The 19,511-nt window shown below is 63.9% G+C and carries 23 protein-coding genes and 1 tRNA gene; 16 read left to right on the top strand and 8 right to left on the bottom strand.

Features of this window, described 5'->3' with window-relative positions:
• Window positions 1–1,103: FGGY family carbohydrate kinase (locus BHQ40_RS05465; RefSeq protein ID WP_070153570.1), on the bottom strand; the 1,103-nt coding region annotated here is incomplete at its 3' end.
• A 185-nt stretch (window positions 1,104–1,288) separates the two neighbouring features.
• Window positions 1,289–1,759: a hypothetical protein gene (locus BHQ40_RS05460; protein WP_070153567.1), complete on the bottom strand. Its 471-nt coding sequence runs from the start codon at window positions 1,757–1,759 to the stop codon at window positions 1,289–1,291.
• Between the two features lie 199 nt (window positions 1,760–1,958).
• Between BHQ40_RS05460 and BHQ40_RS05455 the strand changes: the two genes are divergently transcribed.
• On the top strand, window positions 1,959–3,128 hold the full coding sequence (locus tag BHQ40_RS05455; RefSeq protein ID WP_070153564.1) for an AI-2E family transporter: 1,170 nt from the start codon (window positions 1,959–1,961) through the stop codon (window positions 3,126–3,128).
• Between the two features lie 43 nt (window positions 3,129–3,171).
• A tRNA-Asp gene (locus BHQ40_RS05450) sits at window positions 3,172–3,248 on the top strand.
• Between the two features lie 139 nt (window positions 3,249–3,387).
• On the opposite strand, the gene BHQ40_RS26090 is transcribed toward BHQ40_RS05450, so the two are convergent.
• The 6 genes from BHQ40_RS26090 to BHQ40_RS05425 form a co-directional block, all read right to left on the bottom strand.
• Window positions 3,388–3,540 carry a hypothetical protein gene (locus BHQ40_RS26090; protein WP_171905770.1) on the bottom strand — a complete coding sequence of 51 codons (153 nt, stop codon included), beginning with the start codon at window positions 3,538–3,540 and terminating at the stop codon, window positions 3,388–3,390.
• Window positions 3,541–3,648: 108 nt separating this feature from the next.
• A complete protein-coding gene (locus BHQ40_RS05445) occupies window positions 3,649–3,885 on the bottom strand; it encodes a DUF2842 domain-containing protein (protein ID WP_070153562.1) in 237 nt (78 codons plus the stop codon).
• The gene (locus tag BHQ40_RS05440) at window positions 3,882–4,451 is read right to left on the bottom strand and encodes a 5-formyltetrahydrofolate cyclo-ligase (protein ID WP_246524619.1); all 570 of its coding nucleotides are present in this window, start codon (window positions 4,449–4,451) and stop codon (window positions 3,882–3,884) included. Before BHQ40_RS05440 ends, BHQ40_RS05445 begins: the two co-directional genes overlap by 4 nt.
• 206 nt (window positions 4,452–4,657) lie before the next feature.
• The gene (locus tag BHQ40_RS05435) at window positions 4,658–4,999 is read right to left on the bottom strand and encodes a cell division protein ZapA (RefSeq protein ID WP_070153556.1); all 342 of its coding nucleotides are present in this window, start codon (window positions 4,997–4,999) and stop codon (window positions 4,658–4,660) included.
• Entirely contained in the window at window positions 4,992–5,201 is a 210-nt protein-coding gene (locus BHQ40_RS05430) for a hypothetical protein (RefSeq protein WP_070153552.1), read from the bottom strand. The genes BHQ40_RS05435 and BHQ40_RS05430 overlap by 8 nt, the downstream gene beginning before the upstream one ends.
• Before the next feature lie 64 nt (window positions 5,202–5,265).
• On the bottom strand, window positions 5,266–5,949 hold the full coding sequence (locus tag BHQ40_RS05425; protein ID WP_070153549.1) for a hypothetical protein: 684 nt from the start codon (window positions 5,947–5,949) through the stop codon (window positions 5,266–5,268).
• A 339-nt stretch (window positions 5,950–6,288) separates the two neighbouring features.
• Here BHQ40_RS05425 and tkt point away from each other — a divergent pair, with 339 nt between their 5' ends.
• The 14 genes from tkt (at window position 6,289) to BHQ40_RS05360 (ending at window position 19,440) form a co-directional block, all read left to right on the top strand.
• Window positions 6,289–8,259, top strand: a complete 1,971-nt coding sequence (tkt, locus tag BHQ40_RS05420) for a transketolase (RefSeq protein ID WP_070153546.1) — start codon at window positions 6,289–6,291, stop codon at window positions 8,257–8,259.
• 17 nt (window positions 8,260–8,276) lie between these two features.
• Window positions 8,277–9,287, top strand: coding sequence for a type I glyceraldehyde-3-phosphate dehydrogenase (gap, locus tag BHQ40_RS05415; protein ID WP_070153542.1), 1,011 nt, complete (start codon window positions 8,277–8,279; stop codon window positions 9,285–9,287).
• A 171-nt stretch (window positions 9,288–9,458) separates the two neighbouring features.
• Window positions 9,459–10,661: a phosphoglycerate kinase gene (locus BHQ40_RS05410; RefSeq protein ID WP_070153539.1), complete on the top strand. Its 1,203-nt coding sequence runs from the start codon at window positions 9,459–9,461 to the stop codon at window positions 10,659–10,661.
• 256 nt (window positions 10,662–10,917) lie between these two features.
• Window positions 10,918–11,820 (top strand): fructose bisphosphate aldolase, encoded by a 903-nt coding sequence (locus BHQ40_RS05405; RefSeq protein WP_070153536.1) that lies wholly within the window; start codon window positions 10,918–10,920, stop codon window positions 11,818–11,820.
• Between the two features lie 18 nt (window positions 11,821–11,838).
• Window positions 11,839–12,174 (top strand): DUF2834 domain-containing protein, encoded by a 336-nt coding sequence (locus BHQ40_RS05400; protein ID WP_070153533.1) that lies wholly within the window; start codon window positions 11,839–11,841, stop codon window positions 12,172–12,174.
• Window positions 12,175–12,215: 41 nt separating this feature from the next.
• Window positions 12,216–12,905 carry a thiamine phosphate synthase gene (gene thiE, locus BHQ40_RS05395; protein ID WP_070153530.1) on the top strand — a complete coding sequence of 230 codons (690 nt, stop codon included), beginning with the start codon at window positions 12,216–12,218 and terminating at the stop codon, window positions 12,903–12,905.
• Window positions 12,906–13,399: 494 nt separating this feature from the next.
• A complete protein-coding gene (efp, locus tag BHQ40_RS05390; RefSeq protein WP_070153527.1) occupies window positions 13,400–13,966 on the top strand; it encodes an elongation factor P in 567 nt (188 codons plus the stop codon).
• A 134-nt stretch (window positions 13,967–14,100) separates the two neighbouring features.
• Window positions 14,101–14,913 (top strand): inositol monophosphatase family protein, encoded by an 813-nt coding sequence (locus BHQ40_RS05385; RefSeq protein ID WP_070153524.1) that lies wholly within the window; start codon window positions 14,101–14,103, stop codon window positions 14,911–14,913.
• A gap of 131 nt (window positions 14,914–15,044) precedes the next feature.
• Window positions 15,045–15,419, top strand: a complete 375-nt coding sequence (gene ndhC, locus BHQ40_RS05380; protein ID WP_070153519.1) for an NADH-quinone oxidoreductase subunit A — start codon at window positions 15,045–15,047, stop codon at window positions 15,417–15,419.
• A complete protein-coding gene (locus BHQ40_RS05375; RefSeq protein WP_070153516.1) occupies window positions 15,410–15,952 on the top strand; it encodes a NuoB/complex I 20 kDa subunit family protein in 543 nt (180 codons plus the stop codon). The genes ndhC and BHQ40_RS05375 overlap by 10 nt, the downstream gene beginning before the upstream one ends.
• 127 nt (window positions 15,953–16,079) lie before the next feature.
• Window positions 16,080–16,949 (top strand): NADH-quinone oxidoreductase subunit C, encoded by an 870-nt coding sequence (locus tag BHQ40_RS05370; protein ID WP_070153514.1) that lies wholly within the window; start codon window positions 16,080–16,082, stop codon window positions 16,947–16,949.
• Between the two features lie 117 nt (window positions 16,950–17,066).
• Window positions 17,067–18,302 carry an NADH-quinone oxidoreductase subunit D gene (locus BHQ40_RS05365; protein ID WP_070153511.1) on the top strand — a complete coding sequence of 412 codons (1,236 nt, stop codon included), beginning with the start codon at window positions 17,067–17,069 and terminating at the stop codon, window positions 18,300–18,302.
• A gap of 2 nt (window positions 18,303–18,304) precedes the next feature.
• Window positions 18,305–18,772, top strand: coding sequence for a hypothetical protein (locus BHQ40_RS25590; RefSeq protein WP_139139192.1), 468 nt, complete (start codon window positions 18,305–18,307; stop codon window positions 18,770–18,772).
• Window positions 18,772–19,440 (top strand): complex I 24 kDa subunit family protein, encoded by a 669-nt coding sequence (locus BHQ40_RS05360; RefSeq protein WP_070153508.1) that lies wholly within the window; start codon window positions 18,772–18,774, stop codon window positions 19,438–19,440. The genes BHQ40_RS25590 and BHQ40_RS05360 overlap by 1 nt, the downstream gene beginning before the upstream one ends.
• Window positions 19,441–19,511: the final 71 nt, after the last annotated feature.

Genomic DNA, 19,511 nt, shown 5'->3' with positions numbered 1-19,511 from the left:
CGGCCTGCGCCGAAGCTGAGGCCGGAGAGGACGCCGCGTACGTCCGGCCGCCAGTGCGGCGCGCCAAGGCCCGTCATGGCCGGGATCAGATAGACGCCGCCATTATCCGGCACGCTTTGGGCCAGCTCCGCCGTTTCCGCGGCCGTGCCGAGCAGGCCGAGGGAATCGCGCAGCCACTGGATCAGGCTGCCCGCCACGAAGATGGAGCCTTCCAGGGCGTAATGCCGTTCTCCCCCCGCCTGCCGGGCGATGGTGGAGAGAAGGCGGTTATCGCTGTCCACCGCCGTCGCGCCGGTCGGCGCGATGACGAACGCGCCGGTGCCGTAGGTCGCCTTCGACTGGCCGGGGATCAGGCAGTTCTGGCCGATGGCGGCGGCCTGCTGATCGCCCGCCAGGCCGCAAATGGGGAGGGGGAGGCCGAAATGGCTGGGGTCGACCGTTCCGAACCGGCCATGGCTGTCCGTGATTTCCGGCAACAGGCGGCGATCCACGCCGAACAGGGCGAGCAGATCATCGTCCCATACGCCCTTGTGAATATCCATCAGGGCCGTGCGGGAGGCGTTGGTGGCGTCGCTGATGTGCAGGCCGCCGGTCAGGCGTTGGATGAGATAGCTTTCCATCGTGCCGACGGCGAGGCGATCTCCCGCATCCCTGAGCGCTGGCCAGTGGTCGAGCGCCCAGCGAATCTTGCTGGCGGAGAAATAGGGGTCGAGCAGCAGGCCGGTGCGGGCGCGCAGCATGGGTTCATGCCCTGCGTCACGCAGGGCGTTGCAGGCGTCCGCGGTGCGCCGGTCCTGCCAGACGATGGCGGGGGCCAGCGGCTGGCCCGTGTTCCTGTCCCAAAAGACGATGGTTTCGCGCTGGTTGGTGATGCCGAGCGCGCGGATTTGCGCCGGGTTTTGCGCCTCGCCGACGACCTGCCGGGCGCAGGCGAGCGTCTTGTCCCAGATTTCGGCGGCGTCCTGTTCGACAAGGCCGGAGGCGGGATAATGCTGGGCGATGCTGGACTGGGCGGTGGAAAGGCAGTTTCCGGCGGGGTCGAACAGCATCGCCCGGGTGGAGGTGGTGCCTTCGTCCAGGACCAGCAGCAGTCCGTCATTCATGGATGTCTTGCCCTTCCGATCCTCAACCTTTGGGGAGGATAGGGTGGTATTGGGCGAAGGCAAAGCCCTTGGAAAAATGCACCATCATCCGTTCGAGACGAACGGGGGTGGGAAATGGCCAGGTGTGGAAGGGCAGTCCTTCGATTTCGCTCAGGATGAACGGGGGGGGCTGTTGGTATGGAAGCTTACCGCACGACCCCGCGATAGGCGATCTGTCCGGTCGCGCCGGGGGAGACCGGGCTGTTCACGGTCCAGCGGACATGGGTGATGTCATCGGCCGTGGCGCGGCGGGTGCCGCCAAAGGGGGTGCGGAGCTGCAGCTTGTCCAGCCGGCCCCAGTTGCGGCCGCCATCCACGGACACCTGCATGTCCTGCCGCGCGGTGTCGATGCGGACCGACTGCGGCACGGGATTGGTGACGGCGAAGCGGCTGACCGGCGCCGGCCCGTCATTGCGATAGCGCAGGACGAACACCAGCCTGTCCCCCTGTCCAAGCTGCCCCGGCGCGGCGAGCACGCGGCGTTCCCCGCCATTCAGGTCGTTGCTGACCTTTTCGACAAAGACATTGGAGGAGAGCGTGACCGGCTGCTGCGCCAGCGCGGCGGCCGGATGGGCCAGCGTGACGAGAGAGGCGGCGAGGATAGTCCAGCGGTGCATATGCCTGTTCCGTTTCCGTTCGGTACGGCAGCACACCTATCGGCCGGTTTCCCAAGATTTGGTTAACGGCCTGTTAGCCATAGCGTGAAATATAGGGAGGACGCTCTTGCCAGCGGCCCCGCGCGGGCGCACAAGGCGCGGGTGCAAAAGGTGAACATTTGGGCGCGAGAATTTTGAACGCAGGGGAAACGGAAGCGACGTGAAGCAGGATAATGGCGGTTGGGATGACCGGCAGGAGATAGACCAGCGGCGCGACCGCCTGCTTGCGGCGCTGGCGCTGTTCATCGGCGTCGGGCTGGCCTTTGCCTTGCCGTTCGTCCTGAAAGCGGGCGCCGAGTTCTTCCTGCCGCTGACCGCCGCACTGGTCATCGCCATCGCCCTGGTGCCGTTCCTGGAATGGATGGAGGGCCGGGGCATGCCCTCGCCGCTGGCGGCGCTGATCGCGCTGATCACCTTCCTGCTGGTGGCGAATACGGCGCTGGTGCTGATCGTCGTGCCGGCGACCGACTGGTTCCGCATCCTGCCGGAGCGCATCCCGCAGATACAGGCGAATCTGGCGCCGGTAATCGACATTTATTCGCAGCTTCAGAAATTCATCGACGAGACGGTGCAGATGCTGGCGTCCGGCCCGGTCGCCGCCGCGCAGACCGCCGCGGTCGATGCGCCCCGGTCCCTGCTGCAGTTCGCCGCGACCTCCGCCCCGTCGGCGATCATCCAGATGTTCTTCGCCCTGCTGGTGATCTATTTCTTCCTGTCCGGTTGGACCTCCCTGCGCAAGCGCACGATCCGGGGGCGGGCGAGCTTCGACGATTCGCTGGCGATCGCCCGCGTCATCCAGAATGTCGTTGATGCGACATCGGCCTATGTGATGACGATCGCCACGATCAATATCAGCCTGGGCCTGTCGGTGGCGCTGGCGCTGTACCTGATCGGCATGCCCTCGCCGCTGATGTGGGGTGGTATCGTCGCCCTGCTGAACTTTGTTCCCTATTTCGGGCCGATCCTGGCGGCGACGCTGCTGGCGCTGGCGGGGCTTATGGTGTTCAACGATGTGTGGGTGGCCCTGCTGCCCGCCGCCGTGCAGGTGGGCTTTCACCTGGTCGAGGCGAATGCGATCACGCCGCTGGTGCTTGGCCGCCGCCTGACGATGAACCCGCTGCTGATTCTCGTGTCCCTGAGCTTCTGGGGATGGGTGTGGGGCACGCCCGGCGCATTGCTCGCCGTGCCGCTGCTGATCATCATCCAGACCGTGCTGGCGGCCGCAGGAAAGCCGGATATCGCCGGTTTCCTGTTCGAGCAGGGCACGCTGACCGCGCCGCACAGGGGCGAACATCAGGATAAAGCGACAAGGCCCGAACAGGACGGTTGACAGTGCCGGTCGCCTCTTATACCTGCGCGCTTCCACACCGAACGCGGGTGTAGCTCAGTTGGTTAGAGCGCCGGCCTGTCACGCCGGAGGTCGCGGGTTCAAGTCCCGTCACTCGCGCCATTTCCCGGCCTGATCGCCGCCAGAAGCCGATCAAAATACGGGATTTATCTCACAGATTTGATGAAGATGCCGCGCAGGCCCTGATGGCGTGGACGCGCTGACCCATGCGCCGCATTCCGCGCGGCGGCCGCGACCGATGTCAGAGTTGGGTGAAGATGTAGCCCAGGCCGCCGACCGCGCCCAGACCGGCAAGAATGAATATGATGGCCTCTCCCGCCCCGCCGGTGCTTGCCCGCGCCGGGCTGGGCACTGGCTTATTGCCTTTGATCGGGGGACGGCGGGTAACGAACATCTGCATCCTCGCTAAAAGCGGTCTGTTTATCGTTAACCTTTATCATGAACGATTGGGAAAGCAAAAGATTTGCGCTGCAGGACGGGGCGCATCGCCGCGGCGATCAGGTCAGGGCCGCCAGCGGCCGGTTTCCATCCAGGACAGCAGTGGCTTGAGCGGCAATATCCAGACTATGCCCGCTATGATGTAGATGACCGCCTGCAGCAGCGCGTGCAACTGGCCGATCCAGGGGGAGAGGCTGCCGATGATCACGGCCCATAGCGTGATGAGCAGCAGGATGAGGAACATGCCGGCGGGCTTGCGCCAGCTTGGTTGCGGCCCGGAGGAATGTGGTCCGCTGGTCATGCCGTCACTTCCTCGATAAATTCGACTTCGGTCAATATCGCCTGCAGCGGCAGATCCCAGACATCGGCTGGAACTTCCTCATATTCCTGGATCGACCAGGCGATGCCGATCCGCAGCGCCTCCGGGTGACGGGCGAAGGCCCGGTCATAATAGCCGCCGCCCTGGCCCAGCCGATTCATCCGCCGGTCAAAGCCGAGCAGCGGGGCGATGATCGCATCCGGCGCGACCGGGCCGATTCCCGGTTCCGGGTGGCTGGTGCCGAAGGGGCCGGGATAAAGCTGATCCTCCTTGCGCCAGCGCAGAAACTCCATGCCGCCCAGCCTGTCGATCACGCGCGGGAGGCACAATGTCTTGCCCATGTCCGTCAACGCCGCAGCAAGACGCAGCACCGGGGCCTCATCGTCCAGCGGGACATAGAGGGCCACGGTCTCTGCATCCGCGATCATGCGGGCGAAGGGGGAGGGAAGCGCCTTGAACGCCAGCCGGTGCGCCAGCGGATCGAGCGAAGCGACGAAATTGCGCCGCCTTTGCCGCGCTATGTCCCGCAATGCCTGCTTGTCGGTCAAGATAATGGCTCTCGCGATCGGTCTGGAGCCGGGAAGGGTGACGGGACCACCTCGGCCGTTTGCTGGAAGATCCTCTGACGCCTCAACGTCAGGTGGGGACCATGTAAGTCGGACCAGGGTCCGGTCAGGGACAGCCCCCGTGGATTTGATATCGCCTCAGGGATGTTCGCAAAAGCTCGTACCAGGCAGTACCCGCCATCGCCAATCTAGGACGCCGCAGCCTCCGGCACAAGCCTTTGCGCCAATGCCTCCAGCCTTTCAGCGAGAGATTCCATCGCCCTGGCCGCCGGTTCGTCATTGGACGGGGCGGGGGACGGTGTGGGCGCGGGCGCGGCGGAGCCGCCCCGGCGCAGTTCCTCAAGCTCATCCGCCAGGAAGATCGCGGCGAACAGCAATTGGCGGACCTCGGTAAGGCCCGGCGCGGCCTTTGCCGCCTGTGCGACCTTCACATCCACAAGCGCGGCGAGGCGCTCCAGATGGGCTTCGTCGCCATCGCGGCAATACATGGCGTAACGGCGGCCGCCCACGCCGATCTCGACATCAGCCACGGGCCTTCAACTCCGCGATCAGGGAATCCAGGGATTTGAGCGCCTCGACCGCGCGGGCGCGGCTGTCGTCGTTCATCGCCTTCGGCGTGGGAGCCTGGGCCGGGGACACGTCCGGCGCGCGCGGCGCGGCGGCAAACGCCTCCAGCCTGCCAAGAACAGCGTCCATCCTTGCGATGGCATCGGTCAGTCGGTCACTCGCCATTAACCATGCATAGCAGGAAGTTCCGGCGATGCAAAAGGCGGCGATATGAGGAATTTTCCAGCGTTCAGCGAAATTGATAGGTCAGCTTCACGCCCACATGCTCGTCAAAGCTCTTGCCCGCGCGATTGCGGTTGAAGATCAGCTCCTTCGCGATCGGATTAAGCTGCATTTCATGCGGATTTATCTCCGCCCGGCAATTGTCGATATGCCGGTCGCACAGCGCCAGCGCGCCGCGCCGGGTCGGTTCGGCGGCATTCTTGCCCTGACGGATATAGCCCATGCGCGCGCTGAGATGCGAGGGCGTGCGGCCCATGTCGACGTCGCCGGCATATAGTTCGACGGTGCGTTTGAGGCGTTCCGCCTCGAACCCGTCGGGAAGCGCCTCGACCCGGTCGCTGTCGCAACCGGACGCCGGACAGGATGACGACGCCTGAAGCATGGTCGCGCTGGCCGCCATGCGGAAGGAGGAGGGGGGTGTGGGCGAGATTTTGACGATCTGCGGCTTCTGCGCATATCCCGGAGCGGCCGGAAGCGGCGTGGCGCTGAGATTGCCGGCCGAAACGGCGGAGCGGTCGGCGGACCGGATGGCTGACAGGGCCGATGGCTTGGCCGCGCGGGCGAAGGAGGCCGACCCGGTTTCGGCGGCCAGAGGCGCGCAGAATGCGGCAAGCGGCATCACCGCCCATGTCGTCATGCTTTTCCGGCCCAACGCGAACACCTCACTCTGCCGGCCGCAGGGGAAATCCATCGTCCGGCGGCTTGCCCGCTACGGGCGGGGCAGGTCATGCGCATGACAATCGGATGTCATTTCCGTGAATCCTGGCGAATTTGAGATGGGTCGCCCGATGTGATGCCAGAGCGGCGCGGTATGCCGCCGCGCGCCGCGAAGGAACGCAAAAGGCCGGATTCCCGCCCCTGCGGGAAGGGCGGGCGGCGGGCGGCGGGTTGTCGGGAGGGCGCGCCTGCTTTCCGGACCCGCCCCGCTATGGTTGACGCATCTGCCTTCTGGCGACAAAGGAGTGCCGATTTATCGACTCGCCCGCCCGGCTATCCAGCCGGACCGCTATTCAGGGAAGCCCGCCGGCGCATGACCGTATCCGAAAAGACTCTCGCCAACGCCATTCGCGCGCTGTCGATGGACGCCGTTCAGGCCGCAAACAGCGGCCATCCCGGCATGCCGATGGGCATGGCCGATGTCGCCACCGTTCTGTTCCGCGAGTATCTGAAGTTCGACCCCGCGCAGCCGAAATGGGCCGACCGCGACCGGTTCATCCTGTCCGCCGGGCATGGATCGATGCTGATCTACAGCCTTCTCCACCTGACCGGCTATGCCCGGCCGACGATGGAGGACATCCGCAATTTCCGTCAATTGGGTTCGCCCTGCGCCGGGCATCCGGAGAATTTCGAGCTGGCGGGAGTCGAGACCACCACTGGTCCGCTGGGGCAGGGGCTGGCGATGGCCGTGGGCATGGCGATTGCCGAGCGGCACCTGAACGCGACCTTCGGCGATGGCATCGTCGATCACCGGACCTGGGTGGTCGCGGGCGACGGATGCCTGATGGAAGGCATCAACCATGAAGCGATCGGCCTGGCCGGACATCTGGGCCTGGGCCGCCTGATCGTCCTGTGGGACGATAACAAGATCACCATCGATGGCGCGGTCAGCCTGTCGAGCAGCGAGGACATACCGGCCCGCTACGAGGCGACGGGCTGGCATGTCGTGTCCTGCGACGGGCATGATCCCGACGACATCCGCCGCGCGATCGACGCCGCCATTGTCGATCCGCGCCCCTCGCTGGTCCAGTGCGCGACGAAGATCGGTTATGGCGCGCCGAACAAGGCGGGCACGTCCGGCGTTCATGGGTCTGCGCTGGGTGATGCAGAAGTCGCCGCCGCGCGCGAATTTCTGGGCTGGGACGCCGCGCCTTTCGTCATTCCCGACGATGTGGCGGCCGAGTGGAAGAAGGCGGGAGAACGCGGTGCGACAGCTCGCACGGCGTGGGAAAATCTCCTCGCAAGCCACGCGCAAAAGGACGAATTTCTCCGTCGCATGGCGGGCGAACTGCCGGCCGATGACGGCACGGCGGGGCATATCGCCAGCCTGATCGCCAGCCCGCAGAAGATCGCGACCCGCAAGGCGAGCGAGATCGCGCTGGAGGCAATCAACGCCGCCGTGCCCGACACGCTGGGCGGATCGGCCGACCTGACGGGATCGAACAACACCAAGACCAAGACCACCGGGCCGCTTTCCAAGGACGATTATTCCGGACGCTATATCTATTATGGCATCCGCGAGTTCGGCATGGCTGCCGCGATGAACGGCATGGCGCTGCATGGCGGCGTGATCCCCTATGGCGGCACCTTCCTGGTCTTTTCCGACTATTGCCGGGCGGCCATCCGCCTGTCCGCGCTCCAGAAGGCGCGGGTCGTCTATGTGATGACGCATGACAGCATCGGCCTGGGCGAAGATGGTCCGACCCATCAGCCGGTCGAGCATGTCATGAGCCTGCGCATGATGCCGAACGTCGATGTCTATCGCCCCGCCGATGCGGTGGAGACGGCGGAATGCTGGGCGCTGGCGCTGGCCGACGCCGATGGTCCCGCCGTGCTGGCGCTGACCCGGCAGAACCTGCCGCAGCTTCGCACCGAAGCCTCCGCCGACAATCTGTGCGCCAAGGGCGCATACCGCCTGCGCGCCGCAAAGGCCGCGCGCAAGGTCGTGCTGCTCGCCACGGGATCAGAGGTCGAGATCGCCGTCCAGACCGCCGATCTGCTGGAAGAACAAGGCATTGGCGCGGACGTGGTGTCGATGCCGAGCTGGTCCCATTTTGATGCACAGGATGATGGTTACCGCGCTGGCCTGTTGCCTGACGATACGCTTAAGGCGTCCATCGAGGCGGGGGTCACCTTCGGCTGGGATCGCTATACCGGCCGGGACGGCCTGCGCTTTGGCATCGACAGCTTCGGGGCGTCCGCCCCGGCGGAAGTGCTTTACGACCATTTCGGCCTGACAGCAGGCAAGATCGCGCCGCAGATCATCGCGGCTCTCAAGGGCTAATCAAGGAGGCTAGTGCAGTGGCAACGAAGGTAGCAATCAACGGTTTCGGACGCATCGGCCGCCTGGTGGCGCGCGCCATCCTGACCCGCACCGATCACGACCTGGAACTGGTCGCGATCAACGATCTGGGCGACACCAAGTCGAACGCCCTGCTGTTCAAGCGCGATTCCGTGCACGGCAACTGGGCCGGCGACGTGTCGGTTGACGGCGATTTCCTGGTCGTCGACGGCAAGAAGATCAAGGTGACCGCAGAGCGCGATCCCGCGAACCTGCCGCACAAGGACCTGGGCGTGGATATCGCCCTGGAGTGCACCGGCATCTTCACCGACAAGGCGAAGGCCAGCGCGCACCTGACCGCCGGCGCAAAGCGCGTCGTCATCTCCGCCCCTGGCACCAATGTCGACAAGACCATCGTGTTCGGCGTCAACCACGACAAGCTGACCGCTGACGACATCGTGATTTCCAACGCAAGCTGCACCACCAACTGCCTGGCGCCGCTCGCCAAGGTGCTGAACGATGCGCTCGGCATCGAGAGCGGCTTCATGACCACGATCCACAGCTACACCAACGACCAGAACACGCTGGATCAGCTTCACAAGGACATGCGCCGCGCCCGCGCCGCCGCCGTCTCGATGATCCCGACCTCCACCGGCGCAGCCCGCGCCGTGGGCGAGGTTCTGCCCGAGCTGAAGGGCAAGCTGGACGGCTCGTCGGTCCGCGTGCCGACGCCGAACGTCTCGGTCGTGGACCTGAAGTTCATCGCCAAGAAGGACACCACCGTCGCCGAGGTCAACGACCTGCTGAAGGCTGCGTCGGAAGCCGGCCCCCTGAAGGGCGTTCTGGGCTATTCGGACGAGCCGCTGGTGTCGATCGACTATAATGGCGATCCGCGCAGCTCCACCGTCGACAGCCTGGAGACGGCGGTCGTGGACGGCAAGCTGGTGCGCGTGCTGAGCTGGTACGACAATGAGTGGGGCTTCTCCAACCGGATGATCGACACCACCGGGATCGTGGCGAAGTTCCTGTAAGATTCGTTCGACACGAAGCAAAAACACACGTTCGTCCTGAGTAGCCGCTGAGCTTGTCGAAGCGGCGTATCGAAGGAGTTGGGCTTGGCGCGGACCCTTCGATACGGGCCTTCGACTTCGCTCAGTCCCTACTCAGGGCGAACGGATTCTGGTTAGCGAGTGGAAAGTGACATGACCAAGCCGTTCAAGACACTCGACGATATGGGCGACATCGCCGGCAAGGCGGTGCTGGTCCGTGAGGACCTGAACGTGCCGATGAAGGACGGGTCGGTCACTGACGACAACCGCCTGCGCGCAGCGATGCCGACCATCCTGGAACTGGCCGATCGCGGCGCGAAGGTGCTGATCCTTGCGCATTTCGGCCGTCCCAAGGGGCAGAAAAGCCCGGACATGTCGCTTTCCCTCGTCACCCGCGCGCTGACCCATGTGCTGGGCCGCGACGTGCAGTTCATTCCCGATTGCCAGGGGCAGGCGGCGGCGGACGGCATCGCCGTGATGCGCGGCGGCGACATCGCCATCCTGGAGAATACCCGTTTCCATGCGGGCGAGGAGAAGAATGATCCGGCGCTGGTCGACGCCATGGCCGCGCTCGCCGACTTCTACGTCAACGACGCTTTCTCCGCCGCGCACCGCGCCCATGCCTCGACCGAGGGGCTGGCGCACAAGCTGCCCGCCTTTGCCGGGCGGTCGATGGAGAAGGAGCTTGATGCGCTGCAGGCTGCGCTGGGCGAGCCGGTGAAGCCGGTCGCCGCTGTCGTCGGCGGGGCGAAGGTGTCCAGCAAGCTGGACGTGCTCAACAACCTCGTCACCAAGGTCGATCACCTGATCATCGGCGGCGGCATGGCGAACACCTTCCTGGCCGCGCGCGGCGTGGATGTCGGCAAGTCGCTGTGCGAGCATGACCTGGCCGAGACTGCCGAGAAGATCATGGATACGGCCGAGAAATCCGGCTGCATCATCCATCTGCCCTATGATGTGGTGGTCGCGAAGGAATTTGCCGCCAATCCGCCATCGGTGCGGACCTGCAATGTGCATGAGGTCGCCACCGACGAGATGATCCTGGACGTCGGCCCCGCCGCCGTCGAAGCGCTGGGCGATGCGCTCAAGACCTGCCGCACGCTGGTATGGAATGGCCCGCTGGGCGCGTTCGAGATGGCGCCGTTCGACACCGCGACGGTGGCGCTGGCCAAGACCGCCGCCGCGCTGACGCGGGACGGATCGCTGACATCGGTCGCCGGTGGCGGCGACACGGTGGCCGCGCTCAACCATGCGGGCGTCGCCGCCGATTTCAGCTTCGTGTCGACCGCAGGCGGCGCTTTCCTGGAATGGATGGAGGGCAAGGACCTCCCCGGCGTCAAGGCGCTGATGCACTGACAGGCAATTGGCGGGCGTGGGAGGCGGGCAATGCGTAAGTGCCTGCTTTTCCATGCTGCGCCGCGCCGTGCCGGGGATGCGGCCAAAGCGGGCATTATGTCCCGTTTTGATCTTTTGCGCCGCAGCACGGGCGTTGCCGCCCAATGGCTATGCCGCTATCAAACCCCCAGACCGGGGCCAGAGGGCGGGAACCTATAGTCCTTCACCTTATTCATCGCCGCCAGAGGGGCGGCCAACCAAGCAAGGGTATGTGCAGATGCTCGATCAAGAGATGACCAAGAAGATTGCGGACGGGAACGGCTTCATCGCCGCGCTCGACCAGAGCGGCGGTTCGACGCCCAAGGCGCTGAAGGGCTATGGCATCGAGGAAGGCGCCTGGTCGAATGACGAGGAAATGTTCGGCCTGATCCACGGCATGCGCAGCCGCGTCATCACCGCGCCCTGCTTCACCGGCGACAAGGTTATCGGCGCGATCCTGTTCGAGCGCACGATGGACGGCGAAGTCGATGGCAAGCCGACCCCGCAGGCGCTGATCGAGCGCGGCGTCGTGCCCTTCATCAAGATCGACAAGGGTCTTGAGGACGAAGCCAATGGCGTGCAGCTTATGAAGCCGATGCCGGAGCTGGACGCGCTGCTCGCCCGTTCCAAGGCTTTGGGCGTGTTCGGCACCAAGGAGCGCTCGGTCATCAACCTGGCCAACCGCGAAGGCATCGCCGCCGTGGTGAAGCAGCAGTTCGAAGTCGGCAAGCAGGTGGTTGCGGGCGGCCTGATGCCGATCATCGAGCCGGAAGTGAACATCAAGAGCCCAGAGCGCGCCGAAGCCGACCAGATCCTGCTGGAGGAAATCCTGAAGGAACTGGACGCGCTGACCGGCGACGCCCAGGTGATGTTGAAGCTGTCGCTGCCGACCAAGCCGGGCCTGTTCGATCCGTTGGTCGACCACCCCCGCGTGCTGCGCGTCGTGGCGCTGTCGGGCGGTTTCGCCCGCCCCGAAGCCTGTGTCGAGCTGGCCAAGAATCGCGGCATCATCGCCAGCTTCAGCCGCGCTCTGCTCAACGATCTGCGTCACCAGATGAGCGACGACGAGTTCGAAGCTTCTCTGGGCGGCGCGATCAACGAGATCCACGGCGCTTCGACCAAGAAGACGGTCGACGCCTGAGCCGGTGACGACAATCCTATGAAAGAGGGCAGCCGGGCGCTGGCGGGCATCTATATGGTGCTCGCGGCGCTCGGCGCTCTTTTGCCGCTGGCGGCTTTCCTGCCGTGGCTGGCGATTGAGGGGATCAACATTCCCCGGTTTATCGCCGCTCTCTTTGCAAATCCGGTCAGCAGCTTTTTCGCGCTGGACGTGATTGTGTCGGCCGCGGTGCTGACGCTGTTCATCATCGCGCAGGGAAAGCGGGACGGGGTGAGGCCGCTCTGGCTGCCCATCGCCGGGACTTTCCTTGTCGGCGTGAGTTTCGGCCTGCCTTTGTTCCTGGCGCTGCGGGAGGTTGCGCTGCTCAGGCGGTGAGGGGACTGGTTCGCGGTTCCGCTCTACAGTAAGGGCGAGGCATGACCGACTTTACCGATGACGAACTGGCCCTCGACCCCGATTTCGCCGCGCAGTTTGGCGAGCCGGGCTTTCGCCCCGCCTGCCAGCTTTACCTGATCTCTCCGCCCGTCATCGACGAGGGTTTTGGCGATACCCTGGCCGCCGCGCTGGATGCGGGGCGCGTGGCGGCTTTCCAGTTGCGGCTGAAGGGGATCGACGATCATGCCATCGCCCGGCTGGCCGAGCCGCTGCAGAAGATATGCGCTGAGCGGGAGGTCGCCTTCATCATCAATGACAGCATGGGCCTGGCCAAGCGGCTGGGCGCGGACGGCGTGCATCTGGGGCAGGGCGATGGCGACCCGCGCGAGGCGCGCAAGCTGCTGGGGCCGAAAGCGCAGATCGGCGTCACCTGTCACGACAGCCGCCATCTGGCGATGGAGGCGGGAGAGGCTGGCGCGGACTATGTCGCGTTCGGGGCCTTCTATCCGACCACGACCAAGGAGACGACCCATCGCGCCGACCCGTCCCTGCTGGGATGGTGGACGACGGTGTTCGAGATACCCTGCGTGGCGATCGGCGGGATTACGGCGGAGAATGCCCGGCCGCTGGTGGAGGCGGGGGCGGACTTCCTTGCGGTGAGTAGTGCGGTGTGGGGGAATCCGGACGGCGCGGCGGCAGGGGTGGCGGCGTTTGGAGCGGTGTTGGGGTAGGTGGTGGCTATTCGCACGGTCTGGAGGCGACCATTGTCGGCCTCTTACTCTCCGTTCGCCCTGAGCTTGTCGAAGCCCTGTCCTTCTTGAAGGAAAGGACAGGGCTTCGACAAGCTCAGGGCGAACGGACCAGGGAGGAGCAGTCAGTCCCCTAACCACCCTTTGTCGTCGTCCTCGACCTGATCCGGGACCCCGCTGTTCTTCTGGTTCGATAATGAAGCGGGACCCCGGGTCGAGCCCGGGGTGACGATGATGGGGAATGACGGATTGGGAATAGCTATATACCGGCTCCCCCAACCTTTCCGTCATGCCAGCGCAGGCTGGCATCTCAGTAGAGGTCGCGCTGCTGGGCCTGAGACCCCAGCCTGCGCTGGGGTGACGGTTTTTTGGAAAGCCCGCTCCCCGCAACCCCCTCCACGCCCCTTGCCCAAATCGCTGCATGACTGTAGAGGCCGCCACCGGCTCTTTCCAAAATCTGTATAGCGAGAAACGCGATGGCGAAGATCAGCGGCGTCGAAATCCGGCCCGGCAACAATATCGAATATGAAGGCGGCCTATGGCGCGCCGTGAAGATCCAGCACACCCAGCCCGGCAAGGGCGGCGCCTATATGCAGGTGGAGCTGAAGAACCTGATCGACGGCCGCAAGAACAACGTCCGTTTCCGCTCCGCAGAGAGCGTCGAGCGCATCCGCCTCGACACCAAGGATTTCCAGTATCTCTATGCCGAGGGCGACATGCTCGTCTTCATGGACCAGGAAACCTATGAGCAGATCAATCTTTCGACCGACCTGATCGGCGACGCCGCCGAATTTCTGCAGGACGGCATGGAAGTGACTCTGGAAATGTATGAGGAGCGGCCGATTTCCGTGCAGCTTCCCGACACGATCGAGGCGACTGTCGTCGAGGCCGACGCCGTGGTGAAGGGGCAGACCGCCTCCGCATCCTACAAGCCCGCAATCCTGGACAATGGCGTGCGCGTCATGGTGCCGCCGCATATCGTCAGCGGCACGCGGATCGTGGTCGACGTCTATGCCCGCGAATATGTGAAGCGGGCGGATTGAGCCGTTAAGTTCCCCTTCCACTTATGGGAGGGGTTAGGGGAGGGCGTGTCCGGACCTCTCCTTTACAGACCCTCCCCCGACCCCTCCCGCAAGCGGGAGGGGGGATAAAAGTGAGAGGGTAATTAGGAAGCAATATGGTATCCCACTCAGGTCTTCTCACCGTCATGGAGCGCGCCGCGCGCAAGGCGGCGCCGCGTTTGCGCCGCGACTTCGGCGAGGTCGAGCATCTGCAGGTGTCGCGCAAGGGGCCGGCCGACTTCGTGTCGATGGCCGACAAGCGGGCCGAGCAGACGCTGGTCGAGGAGTTGCAGAAGGCCCGGCCGGACTGGGGCTTTCTGCTGGAGGAAGGCGGGGAGATTCCCGGCGACCCCAACAAGCCGCGCTGGATCATCGATCCGCTGGACGGCACCACCAACTTTCTCCACGGCATCCCGCATTTCGCGATGTCGATCGCGGTCGAGGAGCCGCTTTACGGCGGCAAGAAGGAAATCACGACCGGCCTGATCTATCAGCCGATTACGGACGAGAGCTATTGGGCGGAAAAGAATCGCGGCGCATGGCGGCATGACCAGCGGTTGCGCGTGTCGGCCCGCCGCGATCTGGCCGATTCCCTGATCGCCACCGGCATTCCCTTTTTCGGACATGGCGACATGGCGCAATGGACCCGGATATTCGGCGCGGTGGCGCCTTCGGTCGCGGGCATCCGGCGTTTCGGGTCGGCCGCGCTCGACCTCGCCCATGTCGCGGCGGGGCGGTATGACGGCTTCTGGGAAAGCGGCCTGCAGCCCTGGGACGTGGCCGCCGGCATATTGCTGGTCCGCGAAGCAGGCGGATTCGTTACGGATTTCCGGGGCGGCGACCAGCCGGTCGAACGCCGCGAAGTGATTGCCGGCAACGATGCGATCCACAGCAAGTTGCACAAATTGGTGGCGGGCGCGCTGCGCTGAGCGGGATCGTGTCTTAGCCGCTGAAAAGCCCGCTTTTTGCGAATCATTCTCATGCCTTCGGCCCCTTGCTTCGCAGATGCAGCAGTCCTAAAGCCGCCCCATCAAAGCCAATTTCCGCCAAGGGGATTCCGTTGGTCGATCTCGCCCAATATCTGCCGATCCTGCTATTCCTTGCAGTCGCCCTCGGCCTGTCCAGCGCATTCGTGTTCCTGCCGATGGCGGTTGGCCGCCTGACCGGCGCGCACAAGCCCGATGTGGCCAAGCTGAGCGAATATGAATGCGGCTTCCCGGCTTTTGAAGAGCCGCGCAGCCAGTTCGACGTGCGTTTCTACCTCGTCGCCATACTTTTCATCATTTTCGACCTGGAAGCGGCGTTCCTGTTTCCCTGGGCCGTCAGCCTTGACCAGATCGGCTGGGCCGGATGGGCGACCATGATGATCTTCATCTTCGAGCTGGTGCTCGGCCTTGTCTATGCGTGGAAGAAGGGAGCGCTCGATTGGGAGTAGAACTCAACCCGGCCGCCCCGGCTCCGGGGACGCAGCCCAACATCGATTTCTTCAACGACCTCAACAGTGAGGTCAGCGACAAGGGATTCCTGGTCACCTCCACCGAGGAGCTGTTCCAGTGGGCGCGCACCGGATCGCTCTGGTGGATGACGTTCGGCCTTGCTTGTTGCGCAGTCGAAATGATTCATGTAAATATGCCCCGGTACGATATGGAGCGCTTCGGGGCCGCACCGCGCGCAAGTCCACGCCAAAGCGACGTGATGATCGTGGCGGGGACGCTTTGTAACAAGATGGCGCCTGCGCTTCGCAAGGTCTATGACCAGATGTCGGAGCCGAAATACGTCATCTCCATGGGTAGCTGCGCCAATGGCGGCGGCTATTATCACTATAGCTACAGCGTCGTGCGCGGATGCGACCGGATCGTGCCGGTGGACATCTATGTGCCTGGCTGTCCGCCGACCGCCGAAGCGCTGCTGTATGGCGTGATGCAGCTTCAGCGGAAGATCCGCCGCATCGGGACGATCGAGCGGTGAGCGTGGTGAATCGATATTTTCCGTTCGCCCTGAGCGAAGTCGAAGGGTCACGCCGCGTGGAGCGAGGCGCCTCACTGCGTTCGGCAGAGGGCTTCGACAAGCTCAGCCTGAACGGGGGTTGGGAATAATGGGTCATCCTGCTCCGAAAATTGCGGTCATTGACGGGATCGCGGACGAGATTGCGGGCGTGCTTGGCGCGTCGCTGATCGAGACTGTGGACCATGCTGATGAACTGAGCTTCACCGTTGCGCGCGACGAACTGGTCGCGGCGATGACGGCGCTGCGCGACAAGGCGCAGTATCAGCAACTTATGGAAGTGGCTGGCGTCGATTATCCCGAACGGCCGGACCGGTTCGAGGTCTGCTACCATCTGCTCAGCGTGACGCGGAACCACCGCATTCGCGTGAAGGTGTCAACCGACGAGGATACGCCCGTTCCCTCCGTCACCGGCATCTGGCCGGTCGCGGGCTGGCTGGAGCGCGAAGTGTTCGACATGTACGGCGTTGTCTTTTCCGGCAATACCGACCTGCGCCGTATCCTGACCGACTATGGCTTCAAGGGGCATCCGCAGCGCAAGGACTTTCCGCTGACCGGCTATGTCGAGCTACGCTATTCCGAGGAGGATAAGCGCGTCGTCTATGAGCCGGTGCGTCTGGCCCAGGATTTCCGCAGCTTCGACTTCATGAGCCCTTGGGAAGGCGCGCAATATGTGCTGCCCGGCGACGAGAAGGCTGCACAGGCGCCCGGCGCGCCTTCGCCCGCTCCCGCGCCTCCGCCGCCGCCCGCACCGCCCAAGGGCGAGCCCGCCGCGCCCAAGCCCAAAGTGACGGAGAAGCCATCCGATACCGGCGCGGGCGAGCCGGCGAATAGCGAGGCGGCGAAAAAGTCCGCGCGCGCGCCGCGCAAGCCGAAGGCGGAAACCGCGACGGGCGAGGGGGCTGCTGTTCCTGAAAAACCGAAGCGGACGCGCAAGCCCAAGACGGAGGGCGGGGCATGACCTGTTCTTTCTTTTTCGTCATTCCCGCGCAGGCGGGAACCCCGCTTTTCTTCCGTTCCGCGCCAGAAGGCAGCGGGATCCCCGCCTTCGCGGGGATGACGAGGGGAGTGGCCGATCATGGCTGATTATCTCGAAGAACTGGCGCACAAGACGGACGATGCCGATCCGTCCTATGGCGACACCCAGATTCAGAATTACACCATCAATTTCGGTCCGCAGCATCCGGCGGCTCATGGCGTGTTGCGCCTGGTCATGGAGCTGGACGGCGAGATTGTGGAACGGTGCGACCCGCATGTCGGGCTGCTGCATCGCGGCACCGAGAAGCTGATCGAATATAAGACCTATCTGCAGGCGCTGCCCTATTTCGACCGGCTGGATTATTGCTCGCCGCTCGGCATGGAGCATAGCTATGTGCTGGCGATCGAGAAGCTGCTGAACCTGGAAGTGCCGCTGCGCGCGCAATATCTGCGCGTGTTCTTCGCGGAGCTGACGCGCATCTGCAATCACATGCTGAACCTGGGGTCGCACGTGATGGACGTGGGCGCGATGACGCCGAACCTGTGGCTGTTCGAGATTCGCGAGGATTGCCTCAACTTCTTCGAGCGGGCTTCGGGCGCGCGCATGCATTCGGCCTATTACCGGCCGGGCGGCGTGCATCAGGATGTGCCGCTGAAGCTCTTGACCGACATCGCCGACTGGCTCGACACGCGATTGCCGCGCATGTTCGAGGATGCGATGAGCCTGGTCGTCGACAACCGCATCTTCAAGCAGCGGAATGTCGACATCGCCGTGGTGAGCAAGGAGGATGCGCTGAAATGGGGCTTCTCCGGCCCGATGATCCGCGGTTCCGGCATCCCCTGGGACATCCGCAAGGCGCAGCCCTATGATGTCTATGACCGGATGGAATTCGACGTGCCGGTCGGCACCAATTATGACTGCTATGACCGGTTCATGGTGCGCGTGGAGGAGGTCCGCCAGTCCGCGCGGATCATGAAGCAGTGCCTCAACGAAATGCCGGAAGGGCCGATCGCCAGCTTCGACCGCAAGGTGGTGCCGCCCAAGCGCGGCGAGATGAAGCGCTCGATGGAGGCGCTGATCCACCACTTCAAGCTCTATACCGAGGGCTTCCACGTGCCCGCGGGCGAGGTTTATGTCGCGACGGAAAGCCCCAAGGGCGAGTTCGGCGTCTATCTGGTCAGCGACGGGTCCAACAAGCCGTACCGCTGCAAGATCCGCCCGACGGCCTTCTCGCACCTTCAGGCGATGGACTTCATGATGAAGGGCCATATGCTCGCGGATACGACCGCCGTGCTGGGCGCGATGGACATCGTGTTCGGGGAGTGTGACCGGTGAGAATGAGGGCAATACTCCTTACCTGTTGCGCGCTGATTCAAGCCTCCGTGGTTGATGCGCAAGCAGTGCGAGTGCCGCCTGTAATGCAACCTTTGAATAAAGCTGCCGTCGATAAATTTGTGAACTTAATCACGAATGGATCAGGCAAAGATATCAAGATGGCCGTTAATTCTGACGTGCAGGTGGGAATTGTTCATCGAAATCCATCTACGCGAGCAGAAGTCGTAGAGCTGTCGAGTAAAGGAAGCGATGTTCTTGTTTCTCAACTCCACATGTTGAAGAAAAAGATTAACAGCCCGAGCTCATACTCCTGCTCTTATGAACAGTATTTTGCTTCTTGCCGATCGAAGATTGCCAAAGGAAAAGGCGCCGCAATAATTAGTCTGGCGACAGATCAGCGTGGCGTATCTTTCGTGCGGATCAGTTATGCGACGTTTGATGAAATGTATAAAGCTTATGTGGGTAAATAATGGCTGACGCACCCCATATCCCCGACGAAACCGAAACCCGCGCACGCTGGGGCGATTTCGAGTGGACTCCGGCCAACGCCAAGAAGGTCAAGGAAATCATTGGCCGCTATCCTCCGGGACGGCAGCAGTCGGCGGTGATGCCGCTGCTCGACTTGGCGCAACGGCAGGTCGGCGCGGAGACGCATACGCAGGGGTGGCTGCCCGTGCCGGTGATGGAATATATCGGCCGTCAGCTCGATATGCCCTATATGCGCGTCTATGAGGTCGCGACCTTCTACACCATGTATAATCTCGCGCCCGTTGGCCGCTATCATGTGCAGGTGTGCGGCACGACGCCGTGCATGCTGCGCGGGTCGGACGATGTGCTGGCGGCGTGCAAGAACCGGGGTCTCGTCAAGGGCGCTACGACGCCGGACGGCCTGTTCACGCTGACCGAGGTCGAATGTCTGGGCGCGTGCGCCAACGCGCCGATGGTCCAGATCAACGACGATAATTATGAAGACCTGACCTATGACAGCATGAGCGCGATCCTGGAGACGCTTGCCAATGGCGGGCAGCCCAAGATCGGCCCGCAGATCGATCGGCAGACAAGCGCGCCCGAGGGCGGACCGACGACGCTGAAAGAGATGGTGTCGGAGAATCATGATTATCGGGGGGAATGGGCGTGAGGCGCTCTACCTTCGTCATTCTTGCGAAGGCAGGAATCCCGCTTCTTCTCAGCCGCAGTGAAAACAGCGGG

This window comes from Sphingobium phenoxybenzoativorans, assembly GCF_001757355.1.
GTDB lineage: Bacteria > Pseudomonadota > Alphaproteobacteria > Sphingomonadales > Sphingomonadaceae > Sphingobium > Sphingobium phenoxybenzoativorans.
The sequence above is the reverse complement of the archived record's forward strand: the minus strand, read 5'-3'. Positions and strand labels throughout refer to the sequence as shown.

Excerpts from the sequence above, each read along its gene's own strand:
- BHQ40_RS05460 (WP_070153567.1), bottom strand. The coding sequence starts at position 1,759 with ATGCACCGCTGGACTATCCTCGCCGCCTCTCTCGTCACGCTGGCCCAT.
- BHQ40_RS26090 (WP_171905770.1), bottom strand. The coding sequence starts at position 3,540 with ATGTTCGTTACCCGCCGTCCCCCGATCAAAGGCAATAAGCCAGTGCCC.
- BHQ40_RS05445 (WP_070153562.1), bottom strand. The coding sequence starts at position 3,885 with ATGACCAGCGGACCACATTCCTCCGGGCCGCAACCAAGCTGGCGCAAG.
- BHQ40_RS05430 (WP_070153552.1), bottom strand. The coding sequence starts at position 5,201 with ATGGCGAGTGACCGACTGACCGATGCCATCGCAAGGATGGACGCTGTT.
- BHQ40_RS05425 (WP_070153549.1), bottom strand. The coding sequence starts at position 5,949 with ATGGATTTCCCCTGCGGCCGGCAGAGTGAGGTGTTCGCGTTGGGCCGG.
- tkt (WP_070153546.1), top strand. The coding sequence starts at position 6,289 with ATGACCGTATCCGAAAAGACTCTCGCCAACGCCATTCGCGCGCTGTCG.
- BHQ40_RS05410 (WP_070153539.1), top strand. The coding sequence starts at position 9,459 with ATGACCAAGCCGTTCAAGACACTCGACGATATGGGCGACATCGCCGGC.
- BHQ40_RS05405 (WP_070153536.1), top strand. The coding sequence starts at position 10,918 with ATGCTCGATCAAGAGATGACCAAGAAGATTGCGGACGGGAACGGCTTC.
- BHQ40_RS05400 (WP_070153533.1), top strand. The coding sequence starts at position 11,839 with ATGAAAGAGGGCAGCCGGGCGCTGGCGGGCATCTATATGGTGCTCGCG.
- thiE (WP_070153530.1), top strand. The coding sequence starts at position 12,216 with ATGACCGACTTTACCGATGACGAACTGGCCCTCGACCCCGATTTCGCC.
- efp (WP_070153527.1), top strand. The coding sequence starts at position 13,400 with ATGGCGAAGATCAGCGGCGTCGAAATCCGGCCCGGCAACAATATCGAA.
- BHQ40_RS05385 (WP_070153524.1), top strand. The coding sequence starts at position 14,101 with ATGGTATCCCACTCAGGTCTTCTCACCGTCATGGAGCGCGCCGCGCGC.
- BHQ40_RS05370 (WP_070153514.1), top strand. The coding sequence starts at position 16,080 with ATGGGTCATCCTGCTCCGAAAATTGCGGTCATTGACGGGATCGCGGAC.
- BHQ40_RS05365 (WP_070153511.1), top strand. The coding sequence starts at position 17,067 with ATGGCTGATTATCTCGAAGAACTGGCGCACAAGACGGACGATGCCGAT.
- BHQ40_RS25590 (WP_139139192.1), top strand. The coding sequence starts at position 18,305 with ATGAGGGCAATACTCCTTACCTGTTGCGCGCTGATTCAAGCCTCCGTG.
- BHQ40_RS05360 (WP_070153508.1), top strand. The coding sequence starts at position 18,772 with ATGGCTGACGCACCCCATATCCCCGACGAAACCGAAACCCGCGCACGC.